Source organism: Pseudomonas sp. PSE1(2024), from assembly GCF_050990555.1.
Classification (GTDB): domain Bacteria; phylum Pseudomonadota; class Gammaproteobacteria; order Pseudomonadales; family Pseudomonadaceae; genus Aquipseudomonas; species Aquipseudomonas aphyarum.
In genome coordinates, this window is record NZ_CP158967.1 from 5886124 (window position 1) to 5902126 (window position 16003).

Sequence of the window (16003 nt, forward strand, 5' to 3'; positions counted from 1 at the left end):
GCGCCTGAGCTGAAACAGGCCCTGCAACCAGGCCGTCCCTCGTGGACGGCTTTGGTGTTTTTGAAGGTCATGAAATGAAAAGTAAAACAATTCGTCGCTGGTCCTTCGTCCACACCTGGACCAGCCTGATCTGCACCGTGTTTTTGCTGCTGCTGGCCCTGACCGGCCTGCCGCTGATTTTCCATCACGAAATCGACCACCTGCTGGGCGATGCGCCCGAGTTGCGGGTGATGCCGGCGGACACGCCGCATCTGAACCTGGCGCAACTGGTCGAAGCGGCGGAAAAGCATCGGCCCGGTGAAGTCGTGCAGTACTTCGGTTTCGAAGACGACGAGCCGAATGCCGTGCTGACGATCATGGCCAAGACTGCCGGCACCGAGCCCAATTCCTCGCACACCTTCATGCTCGATGCGCGCACTGGCGAAGCCCTGGAAATGCCTTCGGCCAACGGTGGCCTGATGCTGTTCATCCTGCGCCTGCACGTCGACATGTTCGCCGACCTGCCAGGCAAATTGCTGCTGGCGTTCATGGGCTTGCTGTTCGTGGTCGCGATCGTGTCCGGCACGGTGTTGTACCTGCCGTTCATGCGCCGCTTGAAGTTCGGCACCGTGCGCCAGGACAAATCCACCCGCCTGCGCTGGCTCGACCTGCACAATCTGATCGGCGTGGTCACCCTGACCTGGGCGCTGGTGGTTGGTGTGACCGGCGTCATCAGTGCATGCGCCGATTTGCTGATCGCCGCGTGGCGGGCCGAAGCCCTGACGACCCTGATCGCGCCCTACCGCGATGTCCCGCCGCTGACGCAACTGGCCCCGGCCACCCGGGTACTGGACATCGCTGGCAGCGTCACACCGGGGATGAAACCGGACTTCATCGCCTTCCCCGGCACCCGTTTCTCCAGCGAACATCATTACTCGGTGTTCATGAAGGGCGGCACTCACCTGACTTCGCACCTGCTGACTCCGGTGCTGATCGACGCCAGCACCCTGCAAGTCACGGCGGTGGCAGAACGACCGTGGTACATGGACGCCATGGGCATGTCGCAGCCACTTCACTTCGGTGACTACGGCGGCATGCCGATGAAAATCCTCTGGGCCACGCTGGACGTGCTGACCATCATCGTCCTCGCCAGCGGCGTGTATCTGTGGGTGGTGCGGCGCAAGGCCGCGAAACCGGTACTGGAACCGGCGGAGGCCTCTGCATGAAACCGCGTCAGTCGAATTTCTGGAAGGTCTTCAGTACGCCGCTGGTGATCGCGCTGCTGAGTGCGGCGGGCCTGTTCGCCGCGCTGCTGGGCGACGGGATCTGGGATGGTTTGAGCTGGATTGGTCTGGGCATTCCGGCCGCACTCGCCTTGCGCGGCCTGCTGCAGCGAAGCTGAAAAACCTGTGGGAGCGAGCTTGCTCGCGATAGCGGAATGTCAGTCACTTGGATTGTGAATGAGCAGACGCTATCGCGAGCAAGCTCGCTCCCACAAAAGGCTTGAGCCAAGGCGCTGACAGGCTATGCTGCCCGTCACTGCCCCTGACCGAGACCCTGCCGATGTCCGCTCCCAGCATGACCCTGTTTCACAACACCCTGTCCCCGTTCGTGCGCAAAGTCATGGTGCTGCTGCACGAGACCGGCCAACAGGATCGCGTCGCGCTGCAGGACTGCGTACTCAGCCCTGTCAGCCCGGACGCCGCCCTCAACGCAGACAACCCGCTGGGCAAGATCCCGGCCCTGCGCCTGGCCGACGGCAATGTCATCCATGACAGCCGGGTGATCCTCGACTACCTCGACCACCAGCACGTCGGCAACCCGCTGATCCCCCGCGACGGCTCGGCCCGCTGGCGGCGCCTGACCCTGGCCTCGATGGCCGACGGGATCATGGACGCCTCGGTCATGGTGCGTTACGAGCAAGTGCTGCGCGCCCCGGAAAAGCACTGGGACGAATGGCTCGAGGCCCAGCGCGAGAAGATCCGCCGCGCCCTCGCCCTGCTGGAGCGCGACGCGATTGCCGAACTGACCTGCCACTTCGACGTCGCTTCGATCAGCGTGGCCTGTGCCCTGGGTTATCTGGATCTGCGCTTCCCGGATCTGGGCTGGCGTGACGCCAACCCGCAACTGGCCAACTGGTTCTTTGAAGTGAGCCAGCGGCCGTCGATGATTGCGACGATGCCGAAGGTTTGACGCACCGGGCGGGAGGCAACGAGGCAAAGATCAGCGTCATCAACACCTCGGCCTCCCGCTGCTCCTCACGCAATCCCACGAACCGGCTCATTGCACCGCTCCGATATCGAACTCCAGCGGTTTGCCCGGTTTCTGCCCGATCCCGTACCAGTCCAGATTGCGGGTCAGCACCATGAACACACCCAGCAGACCGAACAGCAGCAGCGAGCCCATCAGCAGCGCGTAATCCTCGGCACTCAGCAAGCCATAGAGCAAGCCGTACAACGCCGCCAGCCCCGCCGAAAAACTCAAGCCATGCCGCACACTGCGCAGCACGTGGCAGACGTAGAACCCGATCAACAGCACACAACCACTGGCGGACAACAGATACGCCAAAGCAAACCCGATGTGCTCCGACAACGACAGCAGCAACAGATAAAAGAACGCCAGCGCCACACCCACCAGCGCATATTGCACCGGGTGCACCGCCAGGCTTTTCAGCACTTCGAACAGGAAGAAACCGGCGAACGTCAGGACGATGAACAGCAGCGCATATTTGATCGCCCGGTCGCTCTTCAGATACTGATCCACCGGATCGATGAAACTCACACCGAAACTGCGCCCGTTGAACGCCTCGCAATCATTGCCCGACACGCAACGGCTCATCGCTTCTTGCAAATTGGTGGAGAAAAACGAGGTCTGCCAGTCGGCGGTGAAACCCTGATCGTTGATCTCGCGTTTGGCCGGCAGGAAGTTACCGATGAAGCTTGGGTGCGGCCAGTTGGCAGCGAGGTTCACGCGGCTGGTCTTGCCCACCGGCAGCACTTGCAACGAGCCGGTGCCTTGCAGGCGCAGGTCGAAGCCGAAGGCCAGTTCCGTGGTCTTGCTGGTGTCCAGCGCCGGCAGCGTCACTCGCACACCTTCGCCTAGCCAGCCGACCTGAGTACCGGGTACGAAGTCCAGGCGTTGCGCGCCCAGTTCCAGCTTCAGCGCGTTTTCGATCCCGCGAATGTCACTGATGCCGACAGCCAGGAACGGCGCATCGAAGGTGTAATCGACGAAGTCTTCCTTGATCCCCAACTGCGCCGGCAGCGAGAAATGCCCGCTGATACGGTTGTCGGCATGGAACAGCCGCGCCTCGTAAATGCCCCGGGCGCGCAGCTCGGTTTGCACCTGGCCGTCGAGTTCAAAGCGCTCCGGCAGGAAATACAGGCGCCCGCGTTCTTCGCCGATTTCCTGATAGCGCTCGTCGCTCTTCTCTTTGGTTTTCCAGGTACGCACCACTTTGCGATACGGCACAACCATCACCGGCCCGCTGAGTTGCTGGCTGTAGCTTGAGCTTCTGGCAATGTCTTCCAGCACACCGTCACGCAGTTGCTGGCGATCGTCGATGATGCCGTCGATCATCAGCAGCGGCACCAGCAATACCAGGATCAGCAGGGCAATGGCCCCGAGTTTTATCGTCAGACTTTTGTTCATGGGACTCTCCCTGTTTCGATGGGCAGAGTCTGCAAAGGGGATGTGGGGGTTTTGTGGGAGGAATGTGGAGTTTGTGTGGAGACTACAACTGCAGAAAGACTTCCACCCCACCTTCAACGTTGCCGATGCGCATTGATCCACCGTGCAACTTGACCACCTCTTCGACGAAATTGAGCCCGAGACCGGTGCTTTTACGCCCGCTGTCCGGGCGTGGCAAAGAGTAGAAACGCTCGCTCAAACGGGGCAAGGCATAGTCGGGAATCGGCGTGGTTTCGTTGAACAGACGAAGCTCGACCTTCTCGTCGATCCGCTCGGCACTGAAGCGCAGCAAACCGTTTTGCGGCGTGAAATCCAGCGCATTTTCCAGCAGATTGCCCAATGCCTGACGCAGCAGAAACGGCTCGCCTATCAACGCCAGATCCGGCGCGATGGTTTGTTCGATCCGCAGTTGCCGGCCTTCGATGCGTGACATCTGAGCCTGTAGCAGCTCACTCAGCAGCGCCGCCAACGGCACGGCGACACGCTCCTCAAGGCCCTGCCGCTGTTCAACTTGTGCAAGGTTCAGCAGGCGCTCGATCAACTGCTGCATGCGTGCACTTTCACTGTCGATGTTGCCGACAAAGCGCAATCGCTGATCCGCCGGCATCTCGCCCTGCAACAACTCGGCGGCACCGCGAATCGCCGCCAGCGGACTCTTCAATTCATGGGTCAGCGTGTGTACATAGCGCTCGACGTAGGCTTTGCCTTCGAGCTGGGTGCGCATCTGTTCCACGGCGGTCGCCAACTGCTCCAGCTCGCCGCCGCGATAATGCGGCACCGCCACCCGACGGCCCTCGCTCACGGCCTGGGCGTACACGGTCAAGCGGTGCAACGCGCGGCTCAGCCACCACGACAGCACGGCGCCTAGCAGCAGGCCGAGGCCGATCAATCCGGCGCCGTACCCGAGCAAACGGCGTTCGGTGCGATCGACATAGGGTTGCAGTGAACTGTTGGGTTTGGCCACGGTGACCACACCGATGATCGCGCCGTTGTCGCGGATCGGTGCGCCGACGTGCATCACCGAAGAGTTCGGGTCATTCGGGTCACTGCGGCTGGAGCGTGCGCCGTATTCGCCGCGCAGGGTCAGGTAGACGTCGTTCCAGCGCGAGTAGTCCTGACCGACGGCCAGACCACTGGAGTCCAGCACCACGATGCCCTTGGCGTCGGTGACGTAGATGCGGTGGTTGACCTGGTTTTTTGCCAGGCCCCAGATCGTCGCCTTCGGCTGGCGTTCGCCATAGGCGCGGAGCAGCTGCGGCCAGCGATTCTGGTTGAGGGTGCCGGCCTTGAAATCGTCCCGCAGGATTTCCGCCATCAGGTTGGCGGTGTCGACCAGGGTTTCTTCGGTGGACTGGCGCACGCCGGGGCGGATTTCTTCCATCACGGTGTTGAGCACGAAATACCCGGTCAGGCCGATGAACAGCACGTACACCAGGAAAATCCGCAGCCCCAGCGACATCAGCTGTGCCCCGGGCTGTAGCTGTAGCCGAGGCCGCGATGGGTCTGGATCGGCTCGGCCTCGGCGCGCACCAGACGCAATTTGGCGCGCACGCTTTTGATGTGGCTGTCGATGCTGCGTTCGTAACCGGCATCCGCCGCCACGCCCAGCGCATCGAGCAGTTGCTCGCGGCTGAACACCCGCTCGGGTTGTTCGAGCAGGCATTGCAGCAGACGGAATTCGTGGCGGGTGAGGCTCAGGGGTTGGCCGCGATAGCTGATCTGTACGCGTTCGGGATCGACGCGAAACAGCGCCGAGGAGGCTTCGATGACGGGACGTGGCGCCATGCGCTTGAGAATCGCCCGGACCCGGGCTGCCACTTCCCGTGGGCTGAACGGCTTGACTACATAATCATCGGCGCCGATTTCCAGGCCCACCACGCGATCGATCTCTGCATTGCGCGCGCTGAGGAACAGCACCGGCACTTCACTGAACCGACGCAGCTGCTTGCAGGTCTCGAAGCCGCTGATGTCCGGCAAGCCGATGTCGAGGATGATCAGATCCGCCGGGGTCTGGCGCTGATGCTCCAGCGCCGCCGCGCCCAGGCTCAGCCAGGTCGTGGTGAAGCCCTCGCCCTGCAAGGCAAAAATCAGCGTGTCGGCAATCGCCGCTTCGTCTTCGACAATCAGGATATGAGGCATGGCGTCCGAGCCTGTGGGTTAAGTGCGCGAACGGTGCCCCAAGCCCGGCGTTACGTCAATGAGACCACTTGGTTTCAGCAGTCCGGCTTATCCGCTGTGAAGCGCCGAGCCGGGTTCACGGCCGCGCCGAACTCGCGCAGGGCCTTGGCACCGATCAGCAACGGGTAGTTGAAGTTGCTGCGGTCGGTCAGGTTGACCTCCACGGTACGCTTGACGTCGCCCAGGCACAGCTCCAGATCGACCACCGGGCGCTTGGCCACTTCGGTGCTTTCGCCCTCGTCTTCTTCATCCGAGCGACTCTTGATCTTGCTGATCCGCGCGACCTTGTGCTCGTACACCTTGTTGCTGGCGTCTTTGGTAGCCAGGCGGAAACGCACCCAGTCTTCACCGTCGCGCTTGAACGTCTCGATGTCCTTGGCCGACAGCGAGGCGGTCAGTGCGCCGGTGTCCATCTTGGCCTTGAGCACTTCGCCGCCGATTTCCGGCAGCGCGATGTATTCGTAACGACCGTACAGCGTCGGTTCGGCGGCAAGCACCGGCAGTGCGACGAGGGAAAGCAGTGCAAGGAGGGATTTCACGTAAGGGGCTTCCTTGGGAAATGGGGGCGTCAGACGCGAGATTTTAGACCGTTGTTTACTTGATCGTTCCCACGCTCCGCGTGGGAATGCATCAGGTGACGCTCCGCGTCACAGGGACGTAGAGCGTCCCCGGCGGCGTTCCCACGCAGAGCGTGGGAACGATCAGACTAACGCGCCACAGGTGAAACATTCGTCATCGGCGGATTTGGCCTGCCGGCCGAAGCCACTTATCATGGCGCGCCCATCCGTTTTCCAAGAGTTGCTTATGCGCCGCCTGCTCACCGGCTGTTTCGTCACCCTGCTGCTATTGTCCAACACCCTCGTGCTGTTCGGCCCGCTGATGGTGTTCGCCCTGCTCAAGCTGATCCTGCCGGGGCGCTTTCGCGACTACGCCTCGTGGGCGGTGATGTGGATCGCCGAAACCTGGGCGGAAATCGACAAGCTGATCTTTCGCCTGTGCATCCCCACCCGATGGGACATTCGCGGCGGCGAAGACCTGCGCAGCGACACGTCTTACCTGGTAATCAGCAACCATCAGTCCTGGGTCGATATCCCGGCGCTGATCCAGACCCTCAACCGACGCACGCCGTTCTTCAAGTTCTTCCTCAAGAAAGAGCTGATCTGGGTGCCGTTCCTGGGCCTGGCCTGGTGGGCGCTGGATTACCCGTTCATGAAGCGCTACACCAAAGCGTTCCTGGCGAAAAACCCGGAATTGGCCGGCAAGGATCTGGAAATCACCAAAGCCGCATGCGAGCTGTTCAAGCGTCAGCCGGTGACAGTGGTGAATTATCTGGAAGGCACGCGTTACACCGCGGCCAAAAGCACTCAGCAGCAGTCACCGTTCAGCCACCTGCTCAAGCCCAAGGCCGGCGGCGTGGCGTTCGTACTGGCGGCGATGGGCGAACAGCTGGACGCGATTCTCGATGTGACCGTGGTTTATCCACAGCAGAAGATTCCGGGGTTCTGGGACCTGATCAGCGGCAACGTGCCGCGCGTGATCATCGATATCCAGACCCGCGAGCTGGATCCGGCCCTGTGGCAGGGTGATTACGAAAACGATCCGGTGTTTCGCGAGAAGGTCCAGAACTGGGTCAACCAGCTCTGGACTCTCAAGGATCAGCGCATCGCCGAACTCAAGGGCGAGCGCCGCTGAGTCAACCGTTGGTGCCGGTGCCCCAGATGCTGCCCAGGCTTTGCAGCAACGAGCCGCCGACACCCTGCTGACCGAGGTATTGCAGGAGGATCGGGGCAAACTGGCCGACCATCCCGCTGTCCATGCCCAGCGCACCGAAGGCGTTGTTCAGGTCATTGGTGTCCTTGACGTTGCCCAGCGCATTCTCCAGCCCGGCGGACTTGCCCGACGATCCGAGCAAACCGCTCAACGCCGCCAGATTACCGCTGCCGCCCGACAGTTTGTCGATGCCCGGCACTTCCTTGGCCAGCTCGGAATAGTCCGTGTTGCTGAGCTGGTTTTTCGCCAGGCCCAACATGGCACTGGTGCCGCCGACCGCTTGCTGCGGCGTGACGTTCAGAGCGCTCAAGGCACTCAACAGACCAGCGGTTTCCGACGTCGGCGCCGCAGCGGCAGCCTTGTCCCCGCCCTGCATGCCCGATACCGCACCGGCCACGTCATTCAAACTGAAACCGGCAAACACCGGCCCTGCCGCCAGGGTCAGGAGCGATGCCAGGGCAAAACCGCGTGAAATCTTCATTCAGACATCCTCTTGTGGCGTGAAGACCTTCCGTCAAGGGAGGGTCAAACTGCCCGGTTTGACCGGGCATCCGCCGGCATGTTCCGGCGCGGGCCAGCCATTTTCATACCGGAGGCGTGCATGAAACGTGAAAGCCCGAACGCCGGGCGATGAATGGCACAGGCGCGTCGTGAAACGCGATAACAGTGATGTACCCCTCATAAAAAAACGGCGACCCAGGGTCGCCGTTTTTTTATTGCCTCTTCGCTTACGCCGCACTGAACAACTTGTGCGGATCAATCACAAACTTCTTCGGCACGCCTGCATCGAACTCGCCGTAGCCTTCCGGCGCCTGGTCGAGGCTGATGACCTGCACGCCCACCACTTCGGCGATGTTGATGCGGTCCCACATGATCGCCTGCATCAGCTGGCGGTTGTACTTCATCACTGGAGTCTGACCGGTGTGGAAGCTGTGGGATTTGGCCCAGCCCAGACCGAAGCGGATGCTCAGGCTGCCCATTTTCGCAGCGGCATCCACAGCACCCGGATCTTCAGTCACGTACAGGCCTGGAATACCGATCTTGCCGGCGACGCGCACCACGCCCATCAGCGAGTTGAGCACGGTGGCCGGGGCTTCGGATTTGACGCCGTCGTGGCCATGACCACGGGCTTCGAAGCCCACGCAGTCCACCGCGCAATCCACTTCAGGCTCGCCCAGCAGCGCGGCGATCTGTTCGTGCAGCGGGGTGTCTTTCGACAGGTCGACCACTTCAAAACCCTGAGCCTTGGCGTGGGCCAGGCGGATGGTGTTGACGTCGCCGATGATCACCACCGCCGCGCCCAGCAGACGGGCCGAAGCAGCAGCGGCCAGACCGACCGGGCCCGCGCCGGCAATGTAAACGGTGCTGCCCGGGCCAACGCCAGCGGTAACGGCGCCGTGGTAACCGGTCGGCAGAATGTCGGAGAGACAGGTCAGGTCACGGATTTTCTCCATGGCCTTGTCGCGATCCGGCAGTTTCAGCAGGTTGAAGTCGGCATACGGCACCAGCACGTATTCAGCCTGGCCGCCGGTCCAGTCGCCCATGTCGACATAACCGTAAGCGCCACCGGCACGGGCCGGGTTGACGGTCAGGCAGACGCCGGTGTGTTGCTCCTTGCAGGAACGGCAGCGCCCGCAAGCCACGTTGAACGGAACGGAGACCAGGTCGCCGATTTTCAGGTTCTCGACGTCGGAGCCTTTTTCGATCACTTCACCAGTGATCTCGTGGCCCAGAACCAGACCGGTTTGCGCCGTGGTCCGGCCGCGCACCATGTGCTGGTCGGAGCCGCAAATGTTGGTTGAAACCACACGCAGGATGACACCGTGCTCGATCTTCCTGCCGCGCGGATCCTGCATTTTCGGATAGTCGATTTTCTGTACTTCGACCTTGCCAGCGCCGAGATACACCACACCACGATTGCCAGACATGCTTTCACCTCGCTGTTGTTTTTATGGAACCGCGCCGCCCAGGCAGGCAGCGCGTTAAGTGCTCGGGTTATTGCTTGTTGGTTTTGCGTTGTCAGTTATGGCCCTTTCGCGAGCAAGCCCGCTCCCACATTGGCTCTCTTGGGTGCATGCCATCTTGCTCACACCACAAATCCCCTGTGGGAGCGAGCTTGCTCGCGATAGCGATCTAAAGAACGACGGTTCTGTTGGCGTTCAAAAAAACCCTTCTTTCGATGTGATATCCCACGGCCCGGGCCAGAGTCAGGCCTTCGATGTCGCGGCCCTTGGCGATCAGGTCTTCTGGATAATGACTGTGATCCACCGCCTCGACGCCCTGGGCGATGATCGGCCCCTCGTCGAGGTCGTTGTTGATGTAGTGCGCGGTGGCGCCCACCAGTTTCACGCCCTTGTTGTAGGCCTGGTGATACGGCTTGGCGCCCTTGAAGCCCGGCAGCAGCGAGTGATGAATGTTGATCGCCTTGCCATCGAGCTTGCGGCACAGCTCCGGCGACAGCACCTGCATGTAGCGGGCGAGGATCACCAGTTCGGCGCCGGCCTCCTCGATCACCTGCCACACCTGCCGCTCCTGGGCCGGTTTGTCGTTGGGGTCGAGGGGGAAATGGTAGTAGGGAATCTGGTGCCAGTCGGCCAGCGGCTTGAGGTCCGGGTGGTTCGACACCACCGCCGCCACGTCCATCGACAACTGGCCGATGCGCTGGCGGTAGAGCAAGTCGTTGAGGCAGTGATCGGCCTTGGAGACCATGATCACCACTTTTGGCCGGTAATTCGGCGCGGTCAGCTCGAAGATCATGCCGAACGCCTGACCGCGTTCAGCGAGGCCGGCGCGGAAGGATTGCTCGTCGAAACCGTCGGGCTGGCGGAATTCCACACGAATGAAGAACCGGCCCGAGAGCCGGTCATCGAACGAGTGGTGCTCGGTCACGTAGCAACCCTGCTCGAACAGAAAACGCGTCACCGCGTCCACGGTGCCGAGAACGCTGGGGCAGTCGGCGGTCAGAATCCATGTATCCGGGGCGCGGCTCATCGTTTTCTCCTGATCAGGCCTGAACGCTAAGGCCGTATTCGGCGGACGCATCCTGCAACCACAACCACCAGTAGTCCGAGAAGCTGCGACGGATCAGCAGTTCCCAGGTGTCTTCGGCGGTGTGGCGGATCATCAGCTGCGACTTGGCGAACACCGTGCCCACAGCCTTGCCGACCGGGAAGTTGTTCGGGTGCACGTCGTAGCTGGTGGATTTCATCAGCACCTGACGCACGTTCGGGCCGCTCAATTCCAGCACCTGCTGGCCGCCGCTGACGTTGACGATTGCGATGTGCAGATCGCCCAGCGCTTCGCGCAGTTTCTGTTCGGCAGCGAACTCTTCACCGCTCGGCACGATCAGCAGCCACTCGTCAGGGCCCATCCATTGCAGGCTGGTTTCACCTTTGACGATCACGCTCAGGGCGCCTGGCAACTCGATGCCCAGCGCCTTGTGCACACCGGCCGCAAACGCGGCATCGTGGCCGTCGCCACGGATGGTCAGATGGCCGAGGAGTTTCTTCTCGCGCACGGTCACGCCGGCGGTCTTGCGGCCCTTACCGACCAGGCTGGCGAGGTCGGCGTGATGCAGCGACGACTCGGCCTTGGCCCCGGTGGTCGGGCGTTGTTGGTAAACGTTGGCTGCGGTCATAAAGCACCTATTCTTTTGTTTGATCGTTCCCACGCTCTGCGTGGGAATGCCGCCATGGACGCTCTGCGTCCGCTCTTGGGACGCGGAGCGTCCCGGGATGCATTCCCACGTAGAGCGTGGGAACGATCAGTGTCAAATGTTCTGGCGATCGCCTTTCGGATCGAAGAACACCGAAGAAACGATTTCCGCCTCGATCACGCTGCCATCCGCCAGCGGTGCGAACACCCGCTCGCCCAGACGCTTCAGACCGCCCTTCACCACGCCCATGGCAAACGAATAGCCGAGAGAGTTGTGCGCGTAGCTGGAGGTCACGTGGCCGACCATGGTCATCGGGATCGACTGCTTGGTGTTGAACACCAGCTGTGCACCTTCCGGCAGCCAGACGTTCGGATCGATCGGCTTCAGGCCCACCAGTTGCTTACGCTGGTCACGCACGCAGTCTTCACGGTTCATGCCGCGCTGGCCGATCCACGAGAACGGTTTGGTGCGACCGACGCACCAGCCCATGTTCAGGTCGTCCGGGGTCATCGAGCCGTCGGTGTCCTGGCCGACGATGATGAAGCCCTTCTCGGCCCGCAGAACGTGCATGGTTTCAGTGCCGTACGGCGTCAGGTTGTACTGCTTGCCCGCCTCGACGATTTTTTCCAGCACGCCCATCGCGTAGTCGGCCTGTACGTTGACTTCGTACGACAGCTCACCGGTGAACGAGATGCGGAACACCCGCGCCGGCACACCGCCGACCAGACCTTCTTTCCAGGTCATGAACGGGAACGCTTCATTGGCCAGGTCGATGTCGGTCACGGCGCTGAGCAGCTTGCGGCTGTTCGGGCCGGACAGGGTCATGGTCGCCCAGTGGTCGGTGACGGAGGTGAAGTACACCTTCAGGTCCGGCCATTCGGTCTGGTGGTACAGCTCCAGCCACTGCAGGACGCGAGCCGCGCCGCCGGTGGTGGTGGTCATGACGAAATGGTTGTCGGCCAGACACGCCGTCACACCGTCGTCGAAGACCATGCCGTCTTCCTTGCACATCAGGCCGTAACGGGCCTTGCCCACGTCGAGCTTGGTCCAGGCGTTGGTGTACACGCGGTTGAGGAACTCGCGGGCGTCCGGGCCCTGGATATCAATCTTGCCCAGGGTCGAAGCGTCCAGCAGACCGACGCTGTCACGCACGGCCTTGCATTCGCGTTTGACGGCGGCATGCATGTCTTCGCCGTTTTTCGGGAAGTACCACGGACGTTTCCACTGACCGACGTCTTCGAACTCGGCGCCGTTTTTCAGGTGCCATTGATGCAGTGCGGTGTAACGCACCGGTTCAAAGATGTGCCCGCAGTGACGGCCGGCTACCGCGCCGAAAGTCACCGGCGTGTAGTTCGGACGGAACATCGTGGTGCCCATCTGCGGGATGGTCACGTTCAGCGAACGGGCGGCAATCGCCAGGCCGTTGACGTTGCCGAGCTTGCCCTGATCGGTGCCGAAGCCCAGCGCGGTGTAGCGTTTGACGTGTTCGACCGACTCGAAACCTTCGCGGGTCGCCAGTTCGATGGCGGCGGCGGTCACGTCGTTCTGCAGGTCGACGAATTGCTTCGGTGCCCGGGAAGTGCCCTTCTCGTGCGGCACCTGGAACAGCGCCAGGGTTGGTTCTTCGAGACGGCTCAGGGCTTTCGGCAACACGGCTTCAACGGCCTGGAAACCGGCTTCGGACGCCGCGCGCACGCCGCCTTCAAAACCGTCAGCCAGAGAATCGCCGAGGCCGTAGACACCATTGATGCCACCGACGCACACGCGTTTCTGCGGTGCTTCGCCCGGTACGAAACCGAGGATGTCTTCGCGCCAGATCGGCTTGCCGCCGAGGTGCGACGCCAGGTGAACCACCGGGCTGTAACCGCCGGAGCTGGCGATCAGGTCGCAGTCGAGCCATTCGCCCGGGCTGGTGACCTTGTGGCCTTTGACATCGATCGCCGCCACGCGGGCAGCGGTGACGTGCTTGCTGCCACGGGCCTCGATCACGGCGCTGCCGGTGAGGATGCGAATGCCTTTGGCGCGCGCTTCTTCCACCAGCGCACCACGCGGGTTGCTGCGGGCGTCGGCGATGGCGACGACTTGCAGACTTGCGTCGAGCCAGTCCAGCGCCACGCGATAGGCGTGATCGTTGTTGGTCGACAGCACCAGTTTTTTGCCCGGTGCCACACCATAACGGCGCACGTAAGTCGATACCGCGCCGGCGAGCATGTTGCCCGGCACGTCGTTGTTGCCGTAGACCAGCGGACGCTCGTGAGCACCGGTGGCCAGCACCACACGCTTGGCGCGGACGCGGTGGATGCGCTGACGCACCTGACCGATCGGAGCGCGGTCGCCGAGGTGATCGGTGAGGCGTTCGTGAATGGTCAGGAAGTTGTGGTCGTGGTAACCGTTGACCGTGGCGCGCGGCAACAGCAGCACGTCCGGAGTGTTCTTCAATTCGGCAACGACACTGGCAACCCACTCCACGGCTGGCTTGCCGTCGAGGCTTTCGCGGGAGTCGAGCAGGCTGCCGCCGAACTCTTCCTGTTCATCGACGATGATCACCCGGGCACCGCTGCGCGCAGCGGCCAGTGCAGCGGCCAGACCGGCCGGGCCGGCGCCGACGATCAGCACGTCGCAGTGCTGGTTCATGTAGTCGTAGGTGTCCGGATCGTTCTCGGTCGGCGAACGACCTAAACCTGCGGCCTTACGAATGTACTTCTCGTAAGTCATCCAGAACGATTGCGGATACATGAAGGTTTTGTAGTAGAAGCCCGGCGGCATCAGCTTGCCGCCGACCTTGCCGAGAATCCCCATCATGTCGTTGTTGACGCTCGGCCAGCCGTTGGTGCTGGTGGCGACCAGGCCCTGGTACAACGCCTGTTGCGTGGCGCGCACGTTAGGGATCTGAGTGGCTTCGGTCGCACCGATCTGCAACACCGCGTTCGGCTCCTCGGCACCGGCGGCGAAGATGCCGCGCGGACGCGAATACTTGAAGCTGCGGCCAATGATCTCGACACCGTTGGCCAGCAGGGCTGCGGCCAGCGAGTCGCCTTCAAACCCTTTGTAGGTCTGACCGTTGAAGGTGAAGCTCAGCACTTTGTTGCGGTCGATCCGTCCACCGTTGGACAGGCGATTGGTCTGGCTCATACCTTCTCTCCCAGCGCCGTCGTGGCTGTTTTCGCAGTGTCAGCCTTGTCGGTGAATTGCGGCTTGGTGCCGATCTTGTAGGTTTCGAGAATCTCGTAGGTCACGGTGTCGCGGGTGACGTTGAAGTACTGGCGGCAACCGGCGACGTGATCCCACAACTCGTGGTGCAGACCGCGCGGGTTGTCGCGGAAGAACATGTAGTCGCCCCACTCCTCGTCGGTGCAGCTTGCAGGGTCCAGCGGGCGCGGGATGTGCGCCTGGCCGGATGCGTGGAATTCCTCTTCGGAGCGCAGTTCGCCGCAGTGAGGACAGAAGATATGCAACATGGGATTTCTCCTGTTAGTGGGCGACAGCCGCAGCGCCGTGTTCGTCGATCAACGCACCGTTGTGGAAACGGTCGATGGAGAAAGGTGCGGCCAGCGGGTGCATTTCACCCTTGGCCAGGCTTGCGGCAAACACGTTGCCCGAGCCAGGTGTTGCCTTGAAGCCACCGGTGCCCCAACCACAGTTGAAGAACATGTTCGGCACCGGGGTTTTCGAAATGATCGGGCAGGCGTCCGGCGTGGTGTCGACGATGCCGCCCCACTGACGGTTCATGCGCACCCGAGACAGCACCGGGAACATCTCGACGATGGCCTGAATGGTGTGCTCGATCACCGGGTAGGAACCGCGCTGACCGTAGCCGTTGTAGCCGTCGATACCGGCGCCGATCACCAGGTCGCCCTTGTCGGACTGGCTGATGTAGCCGTGCACGGCGTTGGACATGATCACGCTGTCGATGATCGGCTTGATCGGCTCGGACACCAGCGCCTGCAGCGGGTGGGATTCGATCGGCAGACGGAAACCGGCGAGCTTGGCCATGTGCCCGGAGTTACCGGCGGTGACCACGCCGACGCGCTTGGCGCCGATAAAGCCCTTGTTGGTTTCGACACCGATGCACACGCCGTTTTCCTTGCGGAAACCGATCACTTCGGTCTGCTGGATCAAGTCCACGCCGAGGGCGTCGGCGGCACGGGCAAAGCCCCACGCCACGGCATCGTGACGGGCCACGCCGCCGCGACGCTGAACGGTTGCGCCCATCACCGGGTAGCGGGTGTTTTTCGAGCAGTCGAGGTACGGAATTTCGTCCGCGACCTGCTTGGCGTTGAGCAGTTCGCCGTCGACGCCGTTGAGGCGGTTGGCGCTGACCCGACGCTCGGAATCACGAATGTCCTGCAGGGTGTGGCACAGGTTGTAGACGCCACGCTGGGAGAACATCACGTTGTAGTTCAGGTCCTGAGACAGGCCTTCCCACAGTTTCATCGCGTGTTCGTACAGGTGCGCCGACTCGTCCCACAGGTAGTTGGAGCGAACGATGGTGGTGTTGCGCGCGGTGTTACCGCCGCCCAGCCAGCCCTTCTCGACCACGGCCACGTTGGTGATGCCGTGCTCTTTGGCCAGATAGTAGGCCGTCGCCAGACCGTGCCCGCCGCCGCCGACGATGACCACGTCGTAGACCTTTTTCGGGGTCGGCGTGCGCCACATGCGCTGCCAGTTTTCGTGGTGGCTGAGGGAGTGTTTGAAGAGGCCGAAGCCCGAATAGCGTTGCATAGTCATGTA

General features: G+C 62.1%; 15 protein-coding genes. 4 read left to right on the top strand and 11 right to left on the bottom strand.

Annotated elements, in window-relative coordinates; genetic code table 11:
• Nucleotides 1–74 precede the first annotated feature (74 nt).
• The 3 genes from ABTV87_RS26835 (at nucleotide 75) to ABTV87_RS26845 (ending at nucleotide 2172) form a co-directional block, all read left to right on the top strand.
• Nucleotides 75–1205, top strand: a complete 1131-nt coding sequence (locus ABTV87_RS26835) for a PepSY-associated TM helix domain-containing protein (protein WP_433898621.1) — start codon at nucleotides 75–77, stop codon at nucleotides 1203–1205.
• Nucleotides 1202–1381, top strand: a complete 180-nt coding sequence (locus ABTV87_RS26840; RefSeq protein WP_433898622.1) for a hypothetical protein — start codon at nucleotides 1202–1204, stop codon at nucleotides 1379–1381. The genes ABTV87_RS26835 and ABTV87_RS26840 overlap by 4 nt, the downstream gene beginning before the upstream one ends.
• A 161-nt stretch (nucleotides 1382–1542) precedes the next feature.
• Nucleotides 1543–2172, top strand: coding sequence for a glutathione S-transferase (locus tag ABTV87_RS26845; protein WP_085608926.1), 630 nt, complete (start codon nucleotides 1543–1545; stop codon nucleotides 2170–2172).
• Nucleotides 2173–2259: 87 nt separating this feature from the next.
• Here ABTV87_RS26845 and creD read toward each other — a convergent pair whose 3' ends face one another.
• From creD to ABTV87_RS26865, 4 genes are all read right to left on the bottom strand, one after another.
• Nucleotides 2260–3630 carry a cell envelope integrity protein CreD gene (gene creD / locus ABTV87_RS26850; protein ID WP_433898623.1) on the bottom strand — a complete coding sequence of 457 codons (1371 nt, stop codon included), beginning with the start codon at nucleotides 3628–3630 and terminating at the stop codon, nucleotides 2260–2262.
• A gap of 82 nt (nucleotides 3631–3712) precedes the next feature.
• Nucleotides 3713–5128: a two-component system sensor histidine kinase CreC gene (gene creC, locus ABTV87_RS26855; protein ID WP_433898624.1), complete on the bottom strand. Its 1416-nt coding sequence runs from the start codon at nucleotides 5126–5128 to the stop codon at nucleotides 3713–3715.
• A complete protein-coding gene (creB, locus tag ABTV87_RS26860) occupies nucleotides 5128–5808 on the bottom strand; it encodes a two-component system response regulator CreB (RefSeq protein WP_129972195.1) in 681 nt (226 codons plus the stop codon). Before creB ends, creC begins: the two co-directional genes overlap by 1 nt.
• A 74-nt stretch (nucleotides 5809–5882) precedes the next feature.
• Entirely contained in the window at nucleotides 5883–6386 is a 504-nt protein-coding gene (locus ABTV87_RS26865) for an ATP-dependent zinc protease family protein (protein ID WP_007959815.1), read from the bottom strand.
• A gap of 265 nt (nucleotides 6387–6651) precedes the next feature.
• Here ABTV87_RS26865 and ABTV87_RS26870 point away from each other — a divergent pair, with 265 nt between their 5' ends.
• Complete coding sequence (locus ABTV87_RS26870; RefSeq protein WP_433898625.1) at nucleotides 6652–7539, top strand: acyltransferase; 888 nt, start codon at nucleotides 6652–6654, stop codon at nucleotides 7537–7539.
• Nucleotide 7540: 1 nt separating this feature from the next.
• Here the strand turns inward: ABTV87_RS26870 and ABTV87_RS26875 are convergent, their stop codons facing one another.
• The 7 genes from ABTV87_RS26875 to ABTV87_RS26905 all read right to left on the bottom strand — a co-directional run bounded on the left by ABTV87_RS26875 (nucleotide 7541) and on the right by ABTV87_RS26905 (nucleotide 15994).
• Nucleotides 7541–8098: a DUF2780 domain-containing protein gene (locus ABTV87_RS26875; RefSeq protein WP_007959813.1), complete on the bottom strand. Its 558-nt coding sequence runs from the start codon at nucleotides 8096–8098 to the stop codon at nucleotides 7541–7543.
• A gap of 247 nt (nucleotides 8099–8345) precedes the next feature.
• Nucleotides 8346–9545 (bottom strand): formaldehyde dehydrogenase, glutathione-independent, encoded by a 1200-nt coding sequence (gene fdhA, locus ABTV87_RS26880; protein WP_007959809.1) that lies wholly within the window; start codon nucleotides 9543–9545, stop codon nucleotides 8346–8348.
• Nucleotides 9546–9750: 205 nt separating this feature from the next.
• Nucleotides 9751–10608 (bottom strand): formyltetrahydrofolate deformylase, encoded by an 858-nt coding sequence (gene purU / locus ABTV87_RS26885; protein ID WP_007959808.1) that lies wholly within the window; start codon nucleotides 10606–10608, stop codon nucleotides 9751–9753.
• Nucleotides 10609–10621: 13 nt separating this feature from the next.
• Nucleotides 10622–11254, bottom strand: coding sequence for a sarcosine oxidase subunit gamma (locus tag ABTV87_RS26890; RefSeq protein ID WP_064599941.1), 633 nt, complete (start codon nucleotides 11252–11254; stop codon nucleotides 10622–10624).
• Between the two features lie 132 nt (nucleotides 11255–11386).
• A complete protein-coding gene (locus tag ABTV87_RS26895; RefSeq protein WP_433898626.1) occupies nucleotides 11387–14404 on the bottom strand; it encodes a sarcosine oxidase subunit alpha in 3018 nt (1005 codons plus the stop codon).
• Complete coding sequence (locus tag ABTV87_RS26900; RefSeq protein ID WP_007959805.1) at nucleotides 14401–14730, bottom strand: sarcosine oxidase subunit delta; 330 nt, start codon at nucleotides 14728–14730, stop codon at nucleotides 14401–14403. Before ABTV87_RS26900 ends, ABTV87_RS26895 begins: the two co-directional genes overlap by 4 nt.
• Nucleotides 14731–14743: 13 nt before the next feature.
• On the bottom strand, nucleotides 14744–15994 hold the full coding sequence (locus ABTV87_RS26905; protein WP_003206307.1) for a sarcosine oxidase subunit beta: 1251 nt from the start codon (nucleotides 15992–15994) through the stop codon (nucleotides 14744–14746).
• Between the last annotated feature and the right edge of the window lie 9 nt (nucleotides 15995–16003).